Source organism: Agromyces laixinhei (assembly GCF_006337065.1).
Lineage (GTDB): Bacteria > Actinomycetota > Actinomycetes > Actinomycetales > Microbacteriaceae > Agromyces > Agromyces laixinhei.
Window position 1 is genome coordinate 1,383,406 of record NZ_CP040872.1, and the last position, 21,075, is coordinate 1,404,480.

Below are 21,075 nucleotides of genomic sequence, written 5' to 3' on the forward strand. Positions count from 1 at the left end.
GCGCGGCGACCCGGGGCGTCAACCGCCGGTCAACCGCCGAGGTACGACATCTCGGGCTTTCGGCGGGCGGTTCGCAGCTCTGGTGTGAGGCTCGCCCGCTCCTCGGAGTAGCGGTCGTCGCGTGCGCCCCAGATCGAGGCCATCGCCCGGGCGAGCCCATCATCGTCGACGCCCCCGCGAAGCAGCGCCCGCAGGTCGTGCCCTTCTGTCGCGAACAGGCACGTGAAGAGCTTGCCCTCGGTCGAGATGCGCGCACGGTTGCAGGTGCCGCAGAATGCATTCGTGACGCTCGAGATCACGCCGATCTCACCGCCCCCGTCGACGTAGCGCCAGCGCGCAGCGGTCTCGCCCGGCACCTGCGCACCGATCCGTTCGAGCGGGAGCTCGCGGTCGATCGTTTCGACGATCTCGGCCGAGGGCACGACCTCGTCGAGGCTCCAGCCGTTCGAGTTGCCGACATCCATGTACTCGATGAACCGCAGGCTGAACGGCGTTCCGTGGAAATGGCGCGCCATCGGCAACACTTCCCGGTCGTTCACCCCGCGCTTGACGACCATGTTGACCTTGATCGGCCCGAGTCCGGCGTCGTGCGCCGCGTGCAGACCCGCGAGCACGCGCGCCACCGGGAACCTCACGTCGTTCATCGCCTGGAACACGGCGTCATCGAGCGAGTCGACGGACACCGTCACCCGGGTCAGACCTGCTTCGCGCAGTGCCGCCGCCTTCACCGCGAGCGCCGCACCGTTGGTCGTCAGCGCGATCTCGAGCGGCCTGCCGTCGGGCGTGCGCAGCTCGGCGAGCGCGGCGACGAGGTCTTCGATGCCGCGTCGCAGCAGCGGCTCGCCGCCGGTGAGCCGCAGCTTCTCGACGCCGTTGGCCGCGGCCGCCCTGGCCAGGCGGGTGATCTCCTCGAAACTCAGCAGCTCATCGTGCTCGAGAAAGGCGTGGTCGCGACCGAAGACGGTCTTCGGCATGCAGTAGACGCAGCGGAAGTTGCACCGGTCGGTGACCGAGATGCGCAGATCTCGCAGCGGGCGATCGAGCCGGTCGGCCAGCCCCCCGGTCGACGGCAGGCGGCGCGCGCCGGCGGAGGTTCCGTCGCGGGAACGGGGCGTCTCGAGTGCAACGTCCGGGTTCACGATGGTCACCCCCTGTCCGTGGCGTCCACCGTAACACCGTCGGCGCCGCGGCCGGTTCAGGATCGGGCTCGCACCGAGACCTCCGAGGCCGGAACCGTGAACATGAGCCGGGCGTCGGTCGCGAGGTCGAGCGCGACGGCGGCGGCCGAGGGCACGTCGACCGCCAGCCGCGGGTACTCCGCGATGCCGATGCGCACGCCGCCGGGCACGGGCTGCAGTACCGCGACGGTGCCGATCCAGCGGTTGGCGGATGCCGCAGACTCGCCGGGCCCGGCAGGCGTCACATGCACCGAGCCCGGGCTGAACACCGCCGATGCCGGCGTGCCCGGTGCCGGTGGTGTGCCGGCGCCCCGGAGCGCGGGCGCCGCTTCGGCGCCCGACATGCTCGAGACGACGACCCCGTCGTCGTCGACCGAACCGATGACGAGGTTCACGCCGGCGAGTGCCGCCACGAACCCGGTCGCCGGGTGTCCGAGCACCTCGGCCGTCGTGCCCCGCTGCACGATGCGTCCGTCGTGCAGGATCGCGGCCCGATCTGCGAGCACGATCGCGTCGAGCGGATCGTGGGTGACGAGCAGGATCGGGATCGGCGTCGGCCACGGCCGATCGGTCAGAAGCGCCCGCATGGCGGCAGCGGTCTCGACGTCGAGCGCCGCGAAGGGTTCGTCGAGCAGGAGTACCTCCGGGCGCGCGGCGAGCGTGCGGGCGAGGGCCACGCGCTGCTGCTGACCGCCCGAGAGCGCTGCCGGGCGTCGCGCCGCGAGTTCCGGCGACCCCACGCGTTCGAGCCAGCGCCTCGCCGTCTCTCGCGACGCCTGCACGCCGGCACCCTGGGCGCGCGGTCCGAACGCGACGTTGTCGAGTGCGCTCAGGTGCGGGAACAGCATCGGCTGCTGGCCGAGCAGGCCGACTCGGCGGTCCTCCGGCGGGATGTGGCGCAGCGCACGACCCGGTTCGGCGTCGCTGAGTTCACGACCGTCGACGTGCACCGAACCCCGACTCGGCGCGAGCTGGCCCGCGATGGTCTGCAGCAGCGTGGTCTTTCCCGAACCGTTCGGGCCGAGCACCGCGAGCGTCTCGCCCGGTGCGACCTGCAGTGAGACGTCGAGCGAGAAGTCGCCGAGCCGGGTCGTGACGGCGGCGACGAGCCCTGCGGATGCCGCTGCGTCGCTCATCGCGCGGCATCTTCACGCCAGCCGCGCATCACGAGGAGCACTGCGACCGCGACGACGATGAGCATGAGCGAGAGGGCGATCGCCGTGTCTTCGCTGACGCCCGATCCGTTGAACGCCGTGTAGATCGCGAGCGGCATCGTGCGAGTCGTGCCCGCCGCATTGCCGGCGAAGAGCGCGGTCGCACCGAATTCGCCGAGCGCCCGGGCGAAGCAGAGCACGGTTCCGGCGAGGATGCCCGGGCCCACGAGCGGCAGGGTGATGCGCCGGAACACCGTCGACCGGCTGGCGCCGAGCCTTGCGGCGACGACCTCGAACCCGGTGCCCGCGGTGCGCAGCGCACCCTCGACGGAGATCACGAGGAACGGCAGCGCGACGAACGCCTGCGCGATCACCACGGCGGCGGTCGTGAACGGCACTCGAACGCCCGCCACCTCGAGCACTCCGCCGAGCAGGCCGTTGCGCCCGAGCAGCGCGAGCAGCGCGATGCCCCCGACGAGCGGCGGCAGCACGAGCGGCAGCGTCGCGAGCGTGCGCAGCACGGCGGCCACCCCACGCGAGGCGCGGGCGATGACGACGGCGAGCGGCACCCCGAGCACGATGCACACGAGGGTCGCGACGCTCGCCGTCGTGAGCGAGAGGGTGAGCGCCTCGAGCGCGGCGGGGGAGGTGACGGCGGCCGGCACTCCGGCCCAGTCGAGTCGCACGAGCAGGGCGAGCAGCGGAAGCACCAGGAGGGCGGCACCGAGCGCCGCCGGCACCGAGAGCCAGACCGGGAACCCGGTGCCGGAGACGCGCCGCGGTGCTGCCGTCGGCGCCTGCCGTTCGCGCGGCGGGTCGTCGACGACGGTCACGGACTGCCGAACCCGAACGAGGCGAGCACCTTCGCTCCGTCGGCGGAGTGTACGAACTCGATGAACGCGCGTGCGGCCTCGGGATTCGCCGCGTCTTCGAGTGCGGCGATCGGGTAGACGTTCGTCGCGGCATCCGCACCCTCGATCGGAATGCCGTCGACCTCGCCATCCGCCGCCGTGATGTCGGTGACGTAGACGAGTCCGGCGTCTGCCTCGCCCGTGCGTACCTTCGTGAGCACCGCGCTCACGTTCTGCTCTTCGCTCGCGGGGGTCAGGGTGATGCCGGCGAGCTCGATGAGTGTGGCGGCCGCGTTGCCGCAGGGCACCTCGGGTGCGCAGACCACGACGAGCGGGTCTGCGGTCGCTGCATCGTCGAGGTCGTCGAGGCTCTCGATGCCGAGCGGGTTGCCGGGTCTCACGGCGATCTCGAGCACGTTGGTCGCGAATGCTTCGGGCTCGCCGGCGATGAGGCCCGCGTCATCGACCTTCGCGAGGTTCCGCTCGTCAGCCGAAGCGAACACGTCGGCGGCGGCGCCCTCGATGAGCTGGACGGCGAGGGTGGATGAGCCGTCGTAGGTGATGGGTGCGACGTCGAGGGAGGGGTGGCGCGCTTCGAACTCCGCCGCGAGTTCGTCGAATGCGCCGCCGAGCGAGGCGGCGGCGAAGATCGTGAGCTCGCCGCGCAGCTCGGTGGTGGAGCCCGTCGCATCGGACGGTCCGTCCGCGCCGGCGGACGAGTCGGTTGCCGTACCCGCGCCGGCCGCGCAGCCTCCGAGGGTCAGCGCGACGAGGGCGGCCGACGCGATGAGCGCGAGCGGATGGAACGCCTGCCGGCTCATGCGCGGGTGTCCTGCTCGGTCTCGAGGATGACCATCGTGGCCTTGACCACCGCGACCCCCTTCGAGCCGACCTCGAGGCGCAGCTCACGGGCGGCCTCCGCCGACATGAGGGAGACGACCCGATGCGGCCCGCACTGCAGCTCGACCTGGGCCATGAGGCCGTCGATCTCGACGCGGGTGACGAGGCCGACGAACCGGTTGCGCGCGCTTCGGCGAACACTGCTGCGATCGGTCGGGGCCGTGTTCGCAGCGATCTCGGTGGCGCGCGCCGCGAGCTCGTCTCCGGCGACGACCTGGCGCCCCGCGGCATCCTTCTCGGCCCGAAGCAGGCCTTCGTGCACCCACCTGCGCACGGTGTCATCGCTCACGCCGACGAGCGAGGCCGCTTCACTGATCCGATACTGCGTCATGAATTGGACGATAGTTCCGCGAACGCGGAACTGCAAGCAGGTTCTCGTCGTTCGCACCATCAGGGCTGAGCGAGCCGGACGCCCGGCTGTTACGGTCGAAAGTCAGGCGAGACGGCGAGGAGGCACCGAATGGATCCGTTCGACACCGAGGCCGCTCGGCAGACTCCGGCGGCCATTCCCGACGCCGGGGTCGCGGCCGGCCACCTCGACCGTGCGGTCGAACTCGCCACCGAGAACGTGCGCCGGAGCGGAGGGCCGTTCGGTGCCATCGTGGTCTCGGCCGACGGGCAGATCTTCGAGGGCGTCAACCGGGTCACCGCGAACCTCGATCCCACCGCGCACGCGGAGATCTCGGCGATCAGGGCGGCATGCCAGGGCCTCGACACCTTCGATCTCAGCGGCGCCACGCTCTTCACGAGCTGCGAGCCGTGCCCGATGTGCCTGGCGGCCTCGCTGTGGGCCCGCATCGATCGCATCTTCTTCGCCGCGGATCGGAACGATGCCGCGGAGGCGGGCTTCGACGATGCGGCGTTCTATCGCTACTTCGAGGGCGGCGCCGAGGAACGGAACGTGATGCCGGTCGCGAGCCTCGATCTCGGTGATGCACGGCGCGTCGCGCCGTTCACCGAGTGGAGCCGCACCACCTCGCGGATCGAGTACTGACGCTGCGAGGGTGTCAGTCGGTCATCGGCTGCACGTCGCCCGGATCCGGTTGCGCGATGAGCTGGAGAAGTCGCGCCGCGACGCTCACCGCGATCGTCGCGGGGGCCTTTCCGGCGACCTCCGGGATGCCGATCGGTGTCTCCACGCGTGCGAGGGCCGTTTCGTCGTGGCCGAGGTCGAGAAGCTGCGTGCGGAATCGTGCCCATTTCGAGTGCGAGCCGATGAGGCCGATCGACCCCAGGGCCGCGTGCCGCAGCGCGGTGTCGGTGATCGCGAGGTCTTCGACGTGATCGTGCGTCATGATCAGCACGTGCGCGCCAGGCGGCAGCAGGGCCAGCCCGGCCTCGGGAACGGGCTCATGGTGGAGGTGCACCGAGGCGACGGCGTCGCCGAGGATGCCCGAGACGCCCGGCACGCCGAGCCGCTCAGGTGCGAGCATCTCGCTTCTGGAATCGACGAGGTGGAGTTCGAGTTCCTGGCGGCCGAGGATGCGGGCGAGTTCGATCCCGACGTGACCGACGCCGAACACGGCGACCGACGCCGCGACCGGCACGGGTTCCAGCAGCATGGTGACCTCTCCTCCGCAGCATTGCACGCCGTAGTCCGTCGTCGTCTTGTCGCTGAGTGTCATCGTCAGCAACTCCGGCTCCGCGGCCGCGGCGGCGAGCATCTCACGAGCGCGGTCGGTCGCGGTCTGCTCGAGGTTGCCGCCGCCGACCGTGCCGTGCACCGCATCGGGCGCGACGACCATCTTCGCCCCGCCGTTGCGTGGGGCATGACCGCGCACCATGGCCAGCGTCACGATCACCGCGGGCGTCCGTTCGTCGCGGAGACGCTGCAGGGCGTCGAGCCAGTCCATGGCGCCCCCGGCTAGGGCCCGGTCGTGCCGGCGGGGACGAGCCCGGGTGCGCGCTCGTCGCCGGCCCTGTCGTGCGGATCGGGGCCGGCCGCAGCGTCGGCGGCCGCGGCGCGTGCGGCCTCGATGGCCCAGAAGATCTGCTCGGGCGTCGCAGGCGAGCCGAGTTCGACGCTCCAGCCGGCTGGGCCGAACTCGCCGACCGCCGCGCGGATCGCCTCGCGCGCGCTGAACGCGAGCATCAAGGGCGGCTCGCCGACGGCTTTCGAGCCGTAGACCACACCGTCTTCGCGGGCGTTCTCGAAGAGATCGACGTTGAACTGCCCGGGCATCTCCGAGAAGCTCGGCAGCTTGTAGGTGCTCGCCGACTGGGTGAGCAGTCGTCCGCGCTGCTCGCCGTCGGACTCGTCCCAGCGAAGCTCCTCGAGCGTGAGCCATCCGACTCCCTGCACATACGCGCCCTCGATCTGGCCGACGTCGACCATCGGCGAGAGCGAGTCGCCGACATCGTGCACGATGTCGACGCGGCGCAACCGGAGCGCCCCCGTGAAGCCGTCGATCTCGACCTCGGTGACGGCGGCTCCGTACGCGAAGTACTTGAACGGCGAGCCCCGCATCAGTTCGGGGTTCCAGTGCAGCCCCTCGGTTCGGTAGTAGCCGGTCGCCGACAGCTGCACGCGCTGCAGGTACGCTTCGTTCGCGACCTCGGCGAACGTGAGGCGTTCGTCGAAGCGGCCGAGCGCGGTCACGAACCCGCCCTCGAACCGCACGTCCCGTTCATCGACTCCGAGGAGCCTGCCCGCGACGGCCGCCATACGACCGCGAATCTGCTCGCAGGCGTCTTTCACGGCGCCGCCGTTGAGGTCGGAACTCGAGGAGGCGGCGGTGGCAGAGGTGTTCGGCACCTTGTCGGTGCGGGTCGGGGCGAGCCGAACCTGCTCGAGCCGGAGGCCGAGCGCCGTCGCCGCGACCTGCAGCATCTTGGTGTGCAGGCCCTGGCCCATCTCGGTACCGCCGTGGTTGACGAGCACCGAGCCGTCTTTGTAGACGAGCACGAGGGCGCCGGCCTGGTTGAACGTGGAGAAGTTGAACGAGATGCCGAATTTCACCGGGGTGATCGCGATCCCCCGCTTCGTTTCGGCGGTCGCCGCATTGAACGCGGCGACCTCACCCCGTCGTGCGTCGAGATCGCTCTCGGCGACCAGCCGGCTCCAGATCGCCCCGAGCCGTTCGGCGTCTTTCACCGGCTGTCCGTACGGAGTGCTCTGGCCCGGCCGGTAGAAGTTCTTCCGCCGCAGCTCTGCCGGGTCGATGCCGAGCACCGGGGCAGTGCGGCCGAGGATGTCCTCGATGAGGAACATGCCCTGCGGTCCGCCGAAACCGCGGAAGGCGGTCTGCGAGGTCTTGTTCGTCTTCGCGATGCGGCCGCGTACATGCACGTTCGGAATCCAGTACGCGTTGTCGAAGTGGCAGAGCGCGCGCCCGAGCACCGGCTCCGAGAGATCGATGCTCCATCCGCCGTCGGAGGTGAGGGTGGCGTCGAGCGCCTGGATCATCCCGTCTTCTGAGAACCCCGCCTTCCAGGTGATGTGGAAGGGGTGACGCTTGCCCGTCATGGTGATGTCCTGCGTGCGGTTCAGTCGCAGGCGCACCGGTCGCCCGGTGAGCTTCGCACCGAGCGCGGCGATCGCAGCGAACCCGTGGGGCTGCATCTCTTTGCCGCCGAACGCGCCGCCCATGCGGAGGGACTGCACGGTGACCCGATTCGACGGCACGTCGAGCACGTGCGCGACGATCTCCTGCGTCTCGGACGGGTGCTGCGTCGAGCACTGCACGAAGTACTGGCCCTCGGAATCGAGGACGGCGAGCGAGGCATGCGTCTCGAGGTAGAAGTGCTCCTGGCCGCCGACCTCGCAGACGCCCTCGAAGACGTGGGCCGAGCCCGCCATCGCCCCCGATGCATCGCCGCGAACGACCGTGCGCGCGGTGCCCTGGAACGAATCGGCGGCGATCGCCTCGGCCACGGTGATGCACGAGGGCAGCGCCTCGTACGCGACCCGCACTGCCTCGGCACCGAGTCGCGCCGCCTCCGGCGTCTCGCCGAGCACCCAGACGAGGGCGTGACCCGTGTACATCGCCTCGCTCGGGAAGAGCGGTTCGTCGTGCCTGATGCCGGCATCGTTGACACCGGGCACATCGCCCGCCGTGAGCACGCGAACGACGCCGGGCACCTCGTAGGCGGGGGAGACGTCGACGCTCACGCTGGCGTGCGCCTCGGTCGACTGCACCGGCCAGGCGGTGAGCACGCCTGCGGTCTTCGCGGCGAGATCGTCGGTGTACATCGCCGCTCCGGTGACGTGCAGTGCCGCGCTCTCGTGGGCGGTGCGGAGGCCGACGACGGGATTGGCCGGGCGGTCGGCGAGCGAGCTCATGCCGGAACCTCCCTCGATGCGATGAGCGTGGTGCTGTACACCTTCAACAGCGCGTTGCCGAGCATGAGCGAGCGGTACTCGCTCGACGCACGGTGATCCGAGATCGGTGTGCCCTCGGCCCGCAGCACCTTCGAGGCGGCGCGAACGGTGGTGAGGCTCCATGGCCGGCCGACGAGTGCCGCTTCCGTGGCGCGGGCGCGCAGGGGCGTTGCGGCAACCCCGCCGAGACCGACGCGTGCAGCGGTGACCACTCCATCGTCGACGTCGAGCGCGAAGGCTGCGGCGACGCTCGAGATGTCGTCGAACCGCCGCTTGGCGATCTTGTGGAACGCGGCGATGCCGGCGAGCGGCAGCGGGATGCGCACCGAGCGGATGATCTCATCGGGTCGGCGCAGCGTCTGACGGTAGCCGGTGAAGTACTCGGCGAGGTCGACCTCGCGCTCACCGCTGCGGGAAGCGAGCACGAGGCGTGCGCCGAGGGCGAGGAGCGCGGGCGGGGCGTCGCCGATCGGCGACCCCGTACCGAGGTTGCCGCCGAACGTCGCGCGATTGCGGATGAGCCGCGACGCGAACTGGGGGAGGAGTTGCGCGAGCATCGGCACGCGCCCGTCGAGTCGGCGTTCGACCTCGGAGAGCGTGAGGGCCGCCCCGATCTCGATCACCTCGCTGCCGACCACGAGCGCCCGCAACTCGTCGAGATGCTCGATCGCGACCACGAGCGCCGGGCGGAGTCCGCGGAGATTCACCTCGACACCGAGATCGGTGGACCCCGCGACGAGCACCGCCTCGGGTTCGTCGCGGAGCACGTCGACGGCCTCGTCGAGGCTCGCCGGGCGCAGGAACCGGCCGCCGCCGGATCGGACGTCGGTCGGCACGGCGACGGGCGCGGGCGCGGCACGGCGCGCGGCCAGGTCGTCGTCTGCGGCCGGAGAGCCGAGCGCGTACGCGGCATCGCGGATCGGACGGTAGCCGGTGCACCGGCAGAGGTTGCCGCTGAGGGCGTGCAGGTCGAATCCGTTGGGCCCGAGCTCCTCGTGCGCTTCGCCGGTGCTCACGGGGGCCCGACCGGCACGGTAGTACTCGTCGGCCATGCTGCAGGCGAACCCGGGGGTGCAATACCCGCACTGCGAGCCGCCGGCTTCGGCGAGCCTCTCCTGCACCGGGTGCAATGCCTCGGGCGAGCCGAGGCCCTCGGCGGTGACGATCTCCTGCCCGTTCAGGGCGGCGGCGGGCACCAGGCAGGCGTTCACGGCGGTCCAGGCCGTGCCGCCCCGGTCGTCGGGCGTGGCGAGCAGCATCGCGCAGGCGCCGCACTCGCCCTCGGCGCAGCCCTCTTTGCTGCCCGTCAGCCCGGTATCGCGCAACCAGTCGAGTGCCGTCGTATGCGCGGCGGCGAGGAGGGGCCGTCGCAGACCGTTGACGGTCACGGCGACGTCATCCATGGTCGTACCCCTCTGCGGCGCCGCGCTGCGCTGCGCCTGCCACCGGGTCGCGTCCGGCGTCCGGTGGTTCGAGTCTACGCGTCGACTCCGGCAGACCCGGGAGCTCCCGAGCGTCGCCGTGCCACGAGACATTGCGGCCATGTCGCCGACACCGCGAAGATGAAGGGTATGCGGGGCGCCTCGGTATCAGCGCTTCGCCGCGAGCCACGAAGGAGTGGAACCGCATGACCTGCCACCTCACCGTGCCCGCGCTCACCGTGATCGCGCTCATCGTGCCCGCCCCGACCGTGCCGGCCCCGACCGTGCGCGCCGCCGAGGGACTCGGCTGAGCGATGGCCCACATCCGCAGCGCACGCGCCGCTCCCGCTCCTCGCACCGCACTCACGGCGGCCGATCTCGCCTCGGTCGACCGCCGCCTCGCCTCGACCGACGCGCTCCTGGCGACCGCCTACCCGGGCGACGACGGCTCACGGCAGCCGGTGCACACCGTCTACGTGCCGGCCGACCGGTACGACGCCGGACTTCCGGCCGATTGGGGCGTCGCCGCGCTCGCCGCTGTCGAGTCCGTGGGCGGTCTCGAAGCGCTCGCCGCCCGAGTCGGCCTCGACCCGGAGCTGGCCGGCACCGTCGCGGCCGACGTGCGCGACAAGCTCGAACGGGAACCCATCGAAGACCTCCGCCTCGACTTCGAGGACGGCTACGGCGATCGCGGCGACGAGGTCGAGGACGCCGACGCGTGGCGCATGGCGGAACGCGTCGCGGCGGCCGTAGGAGCGGGTCTCGCCCCGCCCTTCATCGGCGTGCGCATCAAGGGCTTCGAAGCGTCGGCGCGGGCGCGCGGCATCCGCACCCTCGATCTCTTCGTGGGCACGCTCCTCGCGCGCGGCGAATTGCCCGACGGGCTCGTGATCACCCTGCCGAAGGTCTCGACGGTCGCGCAGGTCGAGGCGATGGCCGAGGTCGCGGCAGCGCTCGAGCGTGTGCACGGGCTGCCCGACGGCCGGCTCCGCTTCGAAGTGCAGGTCGAGACCCCCCAACTGGTGCTCGGCCCCGATGGCGTCGCGCCACTCGCCCGGTTGCCGCTCGCCGTGCCCGGTCGCATCAGCGCGCTGCACTACGGCACCTACGACTACAGCGAGGCGCTGGCGATCTCGGCGGCGAACCAGTCGTTGGATCATCCCGTCGCCGACCACGCGAAGGAGGTCATGCAGCTCGCGGTCGCGGGCACCGGCATCCGGCTCTCCGACGGCTCGACCAACATCCTCCCGATCGGCGACCGGGCCGGCGAAGCCTGGCGCCTCCACGCCCGCCTCGTGCGCCGGTCGCTCGACCGCGGCTTCTACCAGGGCTGGGACCTCCACGCGCACCAGCTGCCGACCCGGTTCATCGCGACCTACGCGTTCTACCGGGAAGGGTATGCCGCGGCATCCGTGCGCCTGCGCGACTACCTCGAGAGCACGCCAGGTGCGGTGCTCGACGAACCGGCCACCGCCCGCGCGCTCGCGGGCTTCGTGCTGCGCGGCGTCGAGTGCGGGGCGCTCCCCGGATCCGGCGTCGTCGCCGACCTCGGTATCGATCGACACGCGCTCACCGTGCTCGCCCATCCGAAACTCGCGAAGGGCTGAACGGATGCCCCGCCCCGACGACAAGGAAACCGCATGAGCTACTTCACCCCGCAGGGCGGGCTGCCCGCCCAGACCGAACTCCTCACCGATCGCGCGATCGTGAAGGAGGCCTACACGGTCATTCCGAAGGGGGTGCTCCGCGACATCGTGACGAGCAGGCTGCCGGGCTTCACCTCGACGCGGTCGTGGATCATCGCACGGCCGATCGAGGGATTCGCGACGACCTTCTCGCAGCTGATCGTCGAGATCGGGCCGGGCGGCGGGGCCGAGCAACCCGAACGGGAGGCCGGTGTCGAGGGCGTCGTGTTCGTCACGGCCGGTTCGCTGACGCTCGCGCTCGACGGGATTCGGCACGTGCTGCAGCCGGGCGGCTACGCCTATCTCGCGGCCGGTGCGACGTGGTCGCTCGCGAATGAGGGTGCCGGGGTGACGAGCTTCCAGTGGATCCGGAAGGCCTACGAGCCGGTCGACGGCATCGCACCGCCCTCGTCGTTCGTCGCCCGCGACCAGGACATCGAGCCGCGTGAGATGCCGGGCACGAACGGGGCATGGGCGACGACCCGCTTCGTCGATCCCGACGACCTCGCGCACGACATGCACGTCAACATCGTGACGTTCGAGCCGGGCGGAACGATCCCGTTCGCAGAGACGCACGTGATGGAGCACGGGCTCTTCGTGCTCGAAGGCAAGGCCGTCTACCGACTGAACGACGACTGGGTCGAGGTCGAAGCGGGCGACTTCATGTGGCTTCGAGCGTTCTGCCCGCAGGCGTGTTACGCGGGCGGCCCCGGTCCGTTCCGCTACCTGCTCTACAAAGACGTGAACCGGCAGATCCGGCTCACATGAGTCGCGCGGAGGGTGCGGAGATGCCGGATGATTCCTTCGTCGCGTCAGCGGGGTCGATCGAGACCTTCGATCTCGTCGTCCGAGGCGAACGCGTGCTGCTCGGCGAGGAGTTCTCGCCGGCCGAGGTCGCTGTGCGGGGCGGCGTCATCGCGCGCATCGCGCCGTCGGGCACCGGGCTGAGGGCGCCGGAGACCGTACAGCTCGCCGCCGACGAGGTGCTGATCCCCGGCCTCGTCGACACGCACGTGCACGTGAACGAGCCCGGCCGCACCGAGTGGGAGGGCTTCGTCTCGGCGACGCGTGCGGCTGCGGCGGGAGGGGTGACGACCATCATCGACATGCCGCTCAATTGCGATCCGCCGACCACTTCGGTCGCCGCGCTCGATGCGAAGCGTCGCGCAGCCGCCGGGCAGATCCTCGTCGACGTCGGGTTCTGGGGCGGGGTCGTGCCGGGAAACCTCGCCGAGCTCGGGCCGCTCGACGACGCAGGGGTCTTCGGGTTCAAGTGCTTTCTGCTCGACTCCGGCGTCGAGGAGTTCCCCGCGATCACGGCCGACGAGATGGAGGCCGCGATGACGGAGCTCGCCAGGGCCGGCTCGCTCCTCAACGTGCACGCCGAAGACGCGCACCTGATCGACGCGGCACCGCATCCGCACAGCACCCGGTACGCCGACTTCCTCGCCTCGCGACCCCGCGAAGCGGAAGACACCGCGATCGCCGCCGTGATCGAGCGCGCTGCGCGCACAGGCGTGCGCGCGCACGTGGTGCACCTGAGCTCCGCGGACTCGCTCGGCCGCATCGCGGAGGCCAAGCGTGCCGGGGTGCGACTCACGGTCGAGACGTGCCCGCACTACCTGACCCTCACCGCCGAAGAGATCCCGGCCGGGGCCACGGCGTTCAAGTGCTGCCCGCCGATCCGCGAAGCTGCCAATCGCGACGCCCTCTGGGAGGGGCTCGAGTCGGGCGTGATCGACTTCATCGTCTCCGATCACTCACCCGCGCCGCCCTCGATGAAAGACCCGGGTCACGGCGACTTCGCCCCGGCCTGGGGCGGAATCGCCTCGCTCCAGCTCGGTCTCGCCCTCGTCTGGAGCGAGGCTCGCAGGCGCGGCATCCCGCTCCAGCGGGTCGTGGAATGGATGTCGGGAGCACCGGCGCACCGGGCCGGACTCACGGGCAAGGGCCGCATCGCCGAAGGCGCCGCGGCCGACCTCGCCGTCTTCGCACCCGACGAGACCTTCACCGTGAACGCCGCCGCGCTCGAGCACCGCCACCCCGTGTGCCCGTACGACGGGCGCGACCTCTCGGGTGCGGTGCGGACGACCCTGCTCGCGGGACATCCGATCGACCGGAACGTCGCGCGCGGCCGGCTGCTGCGCAGAGAGAGGATCGAGTGATGCGGCTCGAAGAGTTCAACGCGCTCGATCGCCCGACGGCGATCGAGGCGCTCCGTCCGTGCCTCGACGTTCCGCGCTGGGGCGAAGCGATCGCCGACGGCCGCCCGTATGGTTCGACCGACGAGCTCGTGGAGGCGGCCGGAGTGGCGGCGTCGCCGCTCAGTCCTGAGGAGGTGGAGGGCGCGCTCGTGCACCATCCGCCCATCGGCCGACGGCCCGGAGGTGAGACCGCCGAAGCGCGGATGTCGCGCGGCGAGCAGGCGGGCGTCGACCCGGCAGACTCCGCCGTCACTGCGGCGCTCGCCGCCGGAAACCTCGCGTACGAGGAGAAGTTCGGGCGGGTCTTCCTGATCCGCGCCGCGGGCAGATCCGCGAGCGAGATACTCGAGGTGCTCGGCGAGCGCCTCGCGCACTCGTCAGCAGAGGAAGATGCCATCGTCGCCGAGCAGTTGCGTGAGATCGCCGCGCTCCGGCTGAAGGGACTCGTGACCGCATGACCACTTCCCAGATCACGACGCACGTGCTCGACGCGACGGTCGGCCGCCCCGCCGTGGGCGTTCCCGTCGAGTTGTCCGTTCGCGAGGCATCCGATTGGGTGCGCATCGGCGCGGGTGTCACCGACGACGACGGCCGGGCGACCGGCCTCGGCCCGGCCTCGGTGCCCCCTGGCGAGTACCGCCTGCACTTCGATACCGGCGCGTTCTTCGCCGCGAGTGGCACCGACACGTTCTATCCCGAGGTCGTGCTCCACTTCGAGGTCGCCGAGGCGGGCCGGCACTACCACGTGCCGCTCCTGCTCAGCCCCTTCGCGTATTCGACGTACCGAGGAAGCTAGGCACCCGCGAATGGAGACCCCGAATGGAGACTCGATGACCGACCGCAAGATCGTCCTCGGACCGAACCGGTACGGCAAGGCCGAGGTTCGCGTCGTGAAGGTGACCCGCGACACCGACCGTCATGAGATCGAAGACCTCAGCGTCACGTCGCAGCTTCGCGGCGACTTCGCTGCGGCGCACCTGTCGGGCGACAATGCGCACGTGGTTCCGACCGATACGCAGAAGAACACGATCTTCGCGTTCGCGCGCGACGGAGTCGGCTCGCCCGAGGCCTTCCTGCTGCGTCTCGCCGACCACTTCACCTCTTCGTTCGACTGGGTGAGCGGTGGCCGCTGGCAGGCCGAGAGCTACGCCTGGCAACGCATCGAGGCGCACGGTGAACCGCACGACCATGCCTTCGTGCGCTCTGGTCGGGAGACGCGCACCGCCCTCGTCGTCGTTGACGACGGCGAACGGCACGTGCTCGGCGGGCTCGAGGGGCTCACGGTGCTGAAGACCACGCAATCGGGCTTCGAGGGCTTTCCCCGAGATCGGTACACCACCCTGCAGGAGACGGGCGACCGAATCCTCGCAACGGATGTCGCGGCCCGCTGGCGTTACGTCGGCGCCGAAGTCGACTTCAACGCCGTCTACGACAGTGTGCGGGGGCTGCTGCTCGAGGCGTTCGCCGAGCGGTACTCGGCCGCCCTGCAGGCGACGCTCTTCGAGATGGGCACCCGGGTGCTCGAGGTGCACCCCGAGATCGCCGAGATCCGGTTCTCGATGCCGAACAAGCACCACTTCGTGGTCGACCTCAGCGGGTTCGGCCTCGACAACCCGAACGAGGTGTTCTACGCCGCCGACCGGCCGTACGGGCTCATCGAAGCGGCCGTCACGCGCGAGGGGCTCGCGCCCGCGCCCTTCGCGTGGGAGGGCGTCGACGGATTCTGCTGATCGGGTGGCGCGAGGCATCCGCTCTTCGACGAATGATGCCGCGCATCGACGAACGATGCCGGCCACGCTACCGTCGAGACATGCGCATCCTCCTCGTCGGCGCCGGGGGCGTCGGTGACGCCATCGCCAAGATCGCCGCCCGCCGTGATTTCTTCGAGCTGCTCGTGATCGCCGACTACGACGAGTCGCGTGCCGAGCGCACCCTCGCGTGGATCCGCGGTCGGCACGGCGACGAGGTCGCGGCGCGGTTCGACACCGCGCAGATCGACGCCGGCGACCCCTACGTCGTCACGGCGGTCGCACTCGAGTACGGTGCGACCCACGTGATGAACGCCGTGGAGCCGAAGTTCGTGCCCTCGATCTTCGCCGGTGCACTCGCCGCGGGCGCCGACTACCTCGACATGGCGATGAGCCTTTCAGAACCGCATCCGAGCGAGCCGCACTCGCTCACGGGCGTGAAGCTCGGCGACGACCAGTTCGCGCAGGCGGGCGACTGGGAGGCCGCAGGGCGGCTCGCCCTCGTCGGCATGGGTGTCGAGCCCGGGCTCTCCGACGTGTTCGCACGCTACGCCGCCGACCGGCTCTTCAGCGAGATCGACGAGCTCGGTGTGCGTGACGGCGCGAATCTCGTGGTCACCGACGAGGAGGGCACTGAGATCTTCGCCCCGTCGTTCTCGATCTGGACGACGATCGAGGAATGCCTGAATCCGCCCGTGATCTGGGAGAAGCACGCCGGGTGGACCACGACCCCGCCGTTCTCCGAGCCGGAGGTGTTCGACTTCCCCGAGGGCATCGGCCCTGTCGAGTGCGTCAACGTCGAGCACGAGGAGGTGCTGCTCATGCCGCGCTGGATCGATGCGAAGCGCGTGACCTTCAAGTACGGACTCGGCAGCGAGTTCATCAACGTGCTGCAGGTGCTGCACCGGCTCGGTCTGGATTCGGTGAGCCCGGTGGCGGTGCGCAGCGACGACGGGCGGGTGCACGTGGCCCCGCGCGACGTCGTCGCCGCGACGCTGCCCGAACCGTCGAGCATCGGTCCGCGGATGACGGGCAAGACGTGCGCCGGGGTCTGGGTCACGGGCACCGGGGCCGACGGCGCCCCGCGCGAGGTCTACCTGTACCACGTCTCCGACAACGAATGGACGATGCGCGAGTACGAGAGCCAGTGCGTCGTCTGGCAGACCGCCCTGAACCCGGTCATCGCCCTCGAACTGCTCGCCGGCGGCGTGTGGGCCGGCCGCGGCGTGCTCGGCCCTGAGGCGTTCGACGCGGTGCCGTTCCTCGAGCTCATGGCACGGCCCGAGGCCGAAGGCGGGTACGGCCAGGCCTGGGGCATGGAGGATCGGGCGGCGTGATCGAGCCGCGTCGGAGTGCGCCTGCGCCCGCGTGGCCTGCGGCAGTCGAGCTTGCGGATGCCGCGGCCGCGCGTGCGGGTGTCGTCACCCGATCGGCGGCGGGCGCCGAACTGGGCCGGGTGCTCGCCCGGTTCGAGGCGACGTGGGGCGCAGGGCGAGGGCCCGACCGGTCGATGCTGCAGGCGATCGCGCACGCGGGCAACACGATCCTCGTCGCCGTACCCGCTGCCGAGATCGGAACGGATGTCTCGGTGCTCGGCGCCACCCTCGGCTTCCTCGGTTGGGAGGAGGGCCTCCACCTGCATTCCCACATGAACGCCGTCGACCCTTCAGTGCGGGGCCGCGGCATCGGGGTCGCCCTGAAACTGCGCCAGCGCGCTCTCTGCCTCGAGCGCGGCATCGACGAGATGCGGTGGACCTACGATCCGCTCATCCGCCGCAACGCCCACATGAACCTCGTGCGGCTCGGCGCCGAGGTCGCGGCCTTCCGCCCTGACTTCTACGGCCGCCTCGACGACCGCATCTCGGGCGCCGACCGCAGCGACCGATTCGAGGTGCGGTGGCGCCTCGATTCTCCGCGCACGCGGCGCGCACTCGCCGGCCGGCCCCAGCCGGACTGGTCGTCGCACGGCGGCCTGGCGCTCGTCGCGGACTTCGAGCAGGTGCGAGCGGATGCCCCGGCTGAGGCCGCACGTCTGCGCGAACGCGCGCACGAGTCCTTCGCCGCGCTCGACGCGGCACGGCTGCGCCCCGAGGTGGGTGCGACGGGCGACTACGTCTTCACGAACGACGATCCCGATCGGGAGGCATCATGACCGGCCAGGCCCAGACGCACGCGGCGCCGACATCCTCGGCGCCGCGCATCGAGGCGATCGAGCTGCATCGCATCGAGGTGCCGCTCGTGCGTGCGTTCGAGACGAGCTTCGGCCGGGAGACGGAGCGCGAGGCGCTGCTCGTGCGGGTGCGAACCGACGCCGGCGACGGCTGGGGCGAGTGCGTCGCCGGCCGCGACCCATTCTACTCGGCCGAGTACGTCGACGGAGCGGCATCCGTCGTCGAACGCTACCTCGCTCCGGCGCTGCTCGACGCACGCGGTACGACGGCTCCCGCGCGCGACGACTCCCGATCGGCGGGCGTGCCGCTCGCGGCATCCGTGGCACCGACGCTCGCCTTCGTCGCCGGCCACCGCATGGCGAAGGGCGCCCTCGAGGCCGCCGTGCTCGACGCCGAACTGCGGTCGCAGGGGCGTTCGATGGGGGAGTCGTTCGGTGCGGAACGCGACTGGGTCGACTGCGGCGTGTCGGTCGGCATCGCCCCGACGCTCGAGGAACTGCTCGACGAGGTGACCGGCTACCTCGAAGAGGGCTACCGGCGCATCAAGCTGAAGATCAAGCCCGGCTGGGATCTCGTGCCGGTCGCCGCGGTGCGCGAGCTGCTCGGCCCGGACGGTCTGCTGCAGGTCGACGCGAACACGGCGTACACGGCCGACGACATCCCGTTGCTCGCGAGCCTCGATGCATTCGGGCTGCTGCTCATCGAGCAGCCGTTCGCCGAAGAGGACCTCGCGACCCATGCACTGCTCGCGCAGGCGTGCGAGACGCCCGTGTGCCTCGACGAGTCGATCCTCGACGCCGCGACGGCCGTCGATGCGATCGAGCGCGGCGCGACCTCGGTCGTCAACATCAAGCCCGGGCGAATGGGCGGGTACCTCGAGGCGCTGCGCGTGCACGACGCCTGCCGGGCCCTCGACGTGCCCGTGTGGTGCGGCGGCATGCTCGAGACGGGTGTCGGCCGGGCCGCGAACGTCGCCCTCGCGGCGCTGCCGGGATTCGTGCTGCCCGGCGACACCTCGGCGTCGTCGCGCTACTATGCCGACGACCTCACCGAGCCGTTCGTGCTCGGCACGGGGGAGCACCGCGGGCAGCTTCGGGTTCCGGATGCCCCGGGCACGGGCGTGACCGTGCGCGAAGACCTCGTGCGGGAGTGGGCGAGCGCGGCACCCGTCGCGCTCGCGCGCTGACGGGCTCGCGCCCGCGCGCTGACGCCGTCGCGCCCGCTGCACGTCGCGACGCCGTCGCGCCCGCTGCACGTCGGAGGACGGGTCTCGTGTCGGAGGCAACCGATCGGCTCACTCCGACGCGAGAACCGTCCTCCGACGCACGGTGACCTCACGCTTCGAGGAGGGTGAGCGCTCGCTCGCCGATGGCGGCCGCCGAGTCTGCACGCGCCGGGTCGTCGTCGAGTGCGAACCAGGTCGACGAGAGGGCGCACCACGCGACGAGCCACCGGGCGAGCCGCGCCGACTCGATGCCGCTCGCCTCGGCGACCACGCCGAACTGTCGCTCGAGGCGGCCGGGTCGCGCCGCACGCTCGTGCGAGGGGTTGCAGAGCACGTTGCAGTAGTCGAAGGATGCCTCGCCGATGAGGCCCTTCGGGTCGATCGCGAGCCAGCCGCGCTCGCCGAAGTCGAGCACGTTGCCGTGGTGCAGGTCGCCGTGCAGTACAACGGCGTCGCGAGGATCGTCGAAGAGCTCGGCTGCGAGGTCTGCGCCTCGCCGGTGCAGCGGTCCGAGCCGGTCGGCGCCCGCGAAGAGCTCGCGGAACCAGGTCGGCAGGTCGATGAGTCCGGGCGGATCGGGGCGTTCGAGCACGAGACCGGATGCCCCGTGGATGCGGCCAGCCGCCTCGCAGATGATGCGGGTGGCTTCGTCGTCGCGGCCGTCGGTCACCATGCGCACGAGGTCGCGGGGCCCGGTCGCGCGCTCGAGGAGCAGGGCCTCCCCGTCGTGCTCGAGCACGCGCGCGGCGCCCCGCCCGGCGAGCGCGACGAGCAACTCGGTGCCACGCACCTCCTCGTCGGTGTGCGCGAGCCGCAGCATTGCCGGCACGCCGTCGCCCGTCAGCACGGGGATGATCCGGCTCGATGTCGTGGTCAGCGGATCGCCGTCGGGGCGCAGCCGCCAGCGTCGGAGCCACGCGGCATCGCCGGCCAGCCCGGGGTCGACGGGTCCGAGGTCGCTCACTCGCGGTTCCACTCCCTGCCGGCCCACGGGTCGTAGTCGATCTCGAGCGGCTCCTGCTCGGGCCGATCGGCCTCGGGCACGTGCTGCAGGTTCACCCGGATGCGGTACCAGAGCGATGAGCTGCCGCGCATGCCGTCGACGAGGGTGTCTGCGGGGTGCAGGAGGGCAGCAGCCCCGGGATGCCGGGCCTTCCATCGCTCGAGTCCTTCGAGCGCCTCGGGCTTCGTCTCGGCTCGTGCGATCTCGATGAGCGGCATCGTCGAGGTACGGCGCCCCGAGCCGTCGGTGGACCTGGGCGGTTTCTCGGCCGGGCCGAGCTGTTCGGCGAGCGCGAGCAGTCCCTCGAGGCTGCCGACCTCGTCGTCGATGCCTGCCGCCGGATCGCCTCGCTCGGCGAACCGCTCGAGCACGGCCCTGACGGTGAATCGCTCGGGATGGCTGCTGCGCACCTCGCTCCAGTCGAGCGGCGTCGAGACCCGTGCGTCCGGCAGCGGACGGATCGAGTACGCGGATGCCACGGTGCGATCCTTCGCGTTCTGGTTGAAGTCGACGAAGACGCTCTCGCCGCGCTCCTCCTTCCACCATCTCGCCGAAGCCAGGCCCGGTGCCCGGTTCTCGACCTCGCGCGCGAGGGTCTCTGCGGCGAGCCGCACCTCCCGAAAGTCCCACCTCGGCTCGATGCGCACGTTGATGTGCAGCCCGCGCGAGCCCGAGGTCTTCGGCCACCCGACGAGCCCGTGATCGGCGAGCACTTCGCGCGCCACCATCGCGACGTCGATGATCTGCCCCCACTCGACGCCCGGCATGGGGTCGAGGTCGACGCGCAGTTCGTCGGGGTGGTCGAGGTCGGAGGCTTGCACCGGATGCGGGTTGAGGTCGAGGCATCCGAGATTCACCACCCAGGCGAGCGCGGCGGCGTCGCGGATGACGACCTCTTCGGCCGAGTTGCCCGAGGCGTAGTGCAGCGTCGCCGTCTCGATCCATTCCGGACGCTTCTCTGGGGCGCGCTTCTGGAAGAACGCCTCCTGGTCGATGCCCTTCACGAAGCGCTTCAGCACCATCGGCCGCCCGCCGGCGCCGCGGAGGGCTCCTTCGGCGACGGCGAGGTAGTACCGCACGACGTCGAGCTTCGTGAGGCCGGGCTCAGGAAACACGACCTTGTCGGGGCTGCTGATGCGCACCTCGCGGTCGTCGATCTGCAGCACCTCGGCCGTCGTCGCCTTGGGGCTCACGGTCTCCACACTATGACGCGG

At 71.1% G+C, this 21,075-nt stretch carries 20 protein-coding genes; 10 read left to right on the forward strand and 10 right to left on the reverse strand.

The annotated features are described in order from the left end of the window. Positions 1–29: 29 nt before the first annotated feature. The 5 genes from moaA to FHG54_RS06555 all read right to left on the reverse strand — a co-directional run bounded on the left by moaA (position 30) and on the right by FHG54_RS06555 (position 4,414). Positions 30–1,148, reverse strand: a complete 1,119-nt coding sequence (moaA, locus tag FHG54_RS06535) for a GTP 3',8-cyclase MoaA (RefSeq protein WP_139416559.1) — start codon at positions 1,146–1,148, stop codon at positions 30–32. Positions 1,149–1,195: 47 nt separating this feature from the next. Then, on the reverse strand, positions 1,196–2,314 hold the full coding sequence (locus FHG54_RS06540; RefSeq protein ID WP_139416560.1) for a sulfate/molybdate ABC transporter ATP-binding protein: 1,119 nt from the start codon (positions 2,312–2,314) through the stop codon (positions 1,196–1,198). Beyond that, positions 2,311–3,072 carry an ABC transporter permease gene (locus FHG54_RS06545; RefSeq protein WP_233437942.1) on the reverse strand — a complete coding sequence of 254 codons (762 nt, stop codon included), beginning with the start codon at positions 3,070–3,072 and terminating at the stop codon, positions 2,311–2,313. Before FHG54_RS06545 ends, FHG54_RS06540 begins: the two co-directional genes overlap by 4 nt. An 89-nt stretch (positions 3,073–3,161) precedes the next feature. Next, entirely contained in the window at positions 3,162–4,004 is an 843-nt protein-coding gene (modA, locus tag FHG54_RS06550) for a molybdate ABC transporter substrate-binding protein (RefSeq protein ID WP_139416562.1), read from the reverse strand. Continuing rightward, positions 4,001–4,414 (reverse strand): TOBE domain-containing protein, encoded by a 414-nt coding sequence (locus FHG54_RS06555; RefSeq protein WP_139416563.1) that lies wholly within the window; start codon positions 4,412–4,414, stop codon positions 4,001–4,003. Before FHG54_RS06555 ends, modA begins: the two co-directional genes overlap by 4 nt. A gap of 129 nt (positions 4,415–4,543) precedes the next feature. On the opposite strand from FHG54_RS06555, the gene FHG54_RS06560 reads away from it, so the two are divergent. Further along, complete coding sequence (locus FHG54_RS06560; protein ID WP_139416564.1) at positions 4,544–5,077, forward strand: nucleoside deaminase; 534 nt, start codon at positions 4,544–4,546, stop codon at positions 5,075–5,077. 13 nt (positions 5,078–5,090) lie between these two features. Here the strand turns inward: FHG54_RS06560 and xdhC are convergent, their stop codons facing one another. From xdhC to FHG54_RS06575, 3 genes are read right to left on the reverse strand one after another with little or no spacing between them, the layout of a single operon-like run. Next, complete coding sequence (gene xdhC / locus FHG54_RS06565; RefSeq protein ID WP_139416565.1) at positions 5,091–5,936, reverse strand: xanthine dehydrogenase accessory protein XdhC; 846 nt, start codon at positions 5,934–5,936, stop codon at positions 5,091–5,093. Positions 5,937–5,947: 11 nt separating this feature from the next. Continuing rightward, positions 5,948–8,365 (reverse strand): xanthine dehydrogenase molybdopterin binding subunit, encoded by a 2,418-nt coding sequence (gene xdhB, locus FHG54_RS06570; RefSeq protein WP_139416566.1) that lies wholly within the window; start codon positions 8,363–8,365, stop codon positions 5,948–5,950. Continuing rightward, the gene (locus FHG54_RS06575; protein ID WP_139416567.1) at positions 8,362–9,807 is read right to left on the reverse strand and encodes a xanthine dehydrogenase small subunit; all 1,446 of its coding nucleotides are present in this window, start codon (positions 9,805–9,807) and stop codon (positions 8,362–8,364) included. The genes xdhB and FHG54_RS06575 overlap by 4 nt, the downstream gene beginning before the upstream one ends. A gap of 332 nt (positions 9,808–10,139) precedes the next feature. Here FHG54_RS06575 and FHG54_RS06580 point away from each other — a divergent pair, with 332 nt between their 5' ends. From FHG54_RS06580 to menC, 9 genes are all read left to right on the forward strand, one after another. Next, entirely contained in the window at positions 10,140–11,432 is a 1,293-nt protein-coding gene (locus FHG54_RS06580) for a DUF6986 family protein (protein WP_139416568.1), read from the forward strand. Between the two features lie 33 nt (positions 11,433–11,465). Beyond that, entirely contained in the window at positions 11,466–12,278 is an 813-nt protein-coding gene (locus FHG54_RS06585) for a bifunctional allantoicase/(S)-ureidoglycine aminohydrolase (RefSeq protein WP_139416569.1), read from the forward strand. Between the two features lie 20 nt (positions 12,279–12,298). Next, complete coding sequence (gene allB / locus FHG54_RS06590; protein WP_139416570.1) at positions 12,299–13,675, forward strand: allantoinase AllB; 1,377 nt, start codon at positions 12,299–12,301, stop codon at positions 13,673–13,675. Continuing rightward, positions 13,675–14,172: a 2-oxo-4-hydroxy-4-carboxy-5-ureidoimidazoline decarboxylase gene (gene uraD, locus FHG54_RS06595; RefSeq protein WP_139416571.1), complete on the forward strand. Its 498-nt coding sequence runs from the start codon at positions 13,675–13,677 to the stop codon at positions 14,170–14,172. Before allB ends, uraD begins: the two co-directional genes overlap by 1 nt. Continuing rightward, entirely contained in the window at positions 14,169–14,510 is a 342-nt protein-coding gene (gene uraH / locus FHG54_RS06600) for a hydroxyisourate hydrolase (protein WP_139416572.1), read from the forward strand. The genes uraD and uraH overlap by 4 nt, the downstream gene beginning before the upstream one ends. Before the next feature lie 34 nt (positions 14,511–14,544). Next, on the forward strand, positions 14,545–15,444 hold the full coding sequence (gene pucL, locus FHG54_RS06605) for a factor-independent urate hydroxylase (RefSeq protein ID WP_210415480.1): 900 nt from the start codon (positions 14,545–14,547) through the stop codon (positions 15,442–15,444). An 80-nt stretch (positions 15,445–15,524) separates the two neighbouring features. Next, the gene (locus FHG54_RS06610; RefSeq protein ID WP_139416574.1) at positions 15,525–16,799 is read left to right on the forward strand and encodes a saccharopine dehydrogenase family protein; all 1,275 of its coding nucleotides are present in this window, start codon (positions 15,525–15,527) and stop codon (positions 16,797–16,799) included. Next, the gene (locus FHG54_RS06615; protein WP_139416575.1) at positions 16,796–17,614 is read left to right on the forward strand and encodes a hypothetical protein; all 819 of its coding nucleotides are present in this window, start codon (positions 16,796–16,798) and stop codon (positions 17,612–17,614) included. Before FHG54_RS06610 ends, FHG54_RS06615 begins: the two co-directional genes overlap by 4 nt. After that, positions 17,611–18,819 (forward strand): o-succinylbenzoate synthase, encoded by a 1,209-nt coding sequence (menC, locus tag FHG54_RS06620; RefSeq protein WP_139416576.1) that lies wholly within the window; start codon positions 17,611–17,613, stop codon positions 18,817–18,819. The genes FHG54_RS06615 and menC overlap by 4 nt, the downstream gene beginning before the upstream one ends. Before the next feature lie 148 nt (positions 18,820–18,967). On the opposite strand, the gene FHG54_RS06625 is transcribed toward menC, so the two are convergent. After that, positions 18,968–19,822: an aminoglycoside phosphotransferase family protein gene (locus FHG54_RS06625; protein WP_233437891.1), complete on the reverse strand. Its 855-nt coding sequence runs from the start codon at positions 19,820–19,822 to the stop codon at positions 18,968–18,970. Beyond that, positions 19,819–21,054 (reverse strand): non-homologous end-joining DNA ligase, encoded by a 1,236-nt coding sequence (gene ligD, locus FHG54_RS06630; protein ID WP_139416577.1) that lies wholly within the window; start codon positions 21,052–21,054, stop codon positions 19,819–19,821. Before ligD ends, FHG54_RS06625 begins: the two co-directional genes overlap by 4 nt. Positions 21,055–21,075: the final 21 nt, after the last annotated feature.

Coding starts and splice junctions, on each gene's coding strand:
- FHG54_RS06540 (WP_139416560.1), bottom strand. CDS start 2,314: ATGAGCGACGCAGCGGCATCCGCAGGGCTCGTCGCCGCCGTCACGACC.
- modA (WP_139416562.1), bottom strand. CDS start 4,004: ATGAGCCGGCAGGCGTTCCATCCGCTCGCGCTCATCGCGTCGGCCGCC.
- FHG54_RS06555 (WP_139416563.1), bottom strand. CDS start 4,414: ATGACGCAGTATCGGATCAGTGAAGCGGCCTCGCTCGTCGGCGTGAGC.
- FHG54_RS06560 (WP_139416564.1), top strand. CDS start 4,544: ATGGATCCGTTCGACACCGAGGCCGCTCGGCAGACTCCGGCGGCCATT.
- xdhC (WP_139416565.1), bottom strand. CDS start 5,936: ATGGACTGGCTCGACGCCCTGCAGCGTCTCCGCGACGAACGGACGCCC.
- xdhB (WP_139416566.1), bottom strand. CDS start 8,365: ATGAGCTCGCTCGCCGACCGCCCGGCCAATCCCGTCGTCGGCCTCCGC.
- FHG54_RS06575 (WP_139416567.1), bottom strand. CDS start 9,807: ATGGATGACGTCGCCGTGACCGTCAACGGTCTGCGACGGCCCCTCCTC.
- FHG54_RS06580 (WP_139416568.1), top strand. CDS start 10,140: ATGGCCCACATCCGCAGCGCACGCGCCGCTCCCGCTCCTCGCACCGCA.
- FHG54_RS06585 (WP_139416569.1), top strand. CDS start 11,466: ATGAGCTACTTCACCCCGCAGGGCGGGCTGCCCGCCCAGACCGAACTC.
- allB (WP_139416570.1), top strand. CDS start 12,299: ATGCCGGATGATTCCTTCGTCGCGTCAGCGGGGTCGATCGAGACCTTC.
- uraD (WP_139416571.1), top strand. CDS start 13,675: ATGCGGCTCGAAGAGTTCAACGCGCTCGATCGCCCGACGGCGATCGAG.
- uraH (WP_139416572.1), top strand. CDS start 14,169: ATGACCACTTCCCAGATCACGACGCACGTGCTCGACGCGACGGTCGGC.
- pucL (WP_210415480.1), top strand. CDS start 14,545: ATGACCGACCGCAAGATCGTCCTCGGACCGAACCGGTACGGCAAGGCC.
- FHG54_RS06610 (WP_139416574.1), top strand. CDS start 15,525: ATGCGCATCCTCCTCGTCGGCGCCGGGGGCGTCGGTGACGCCATCGCC.
- menC (WP_139416576.1), top strand. CDS start 17,611: ATGACCGGCCAGGCCCAGACGCACGCGGCGCCGACATCCTCGGCGCCG.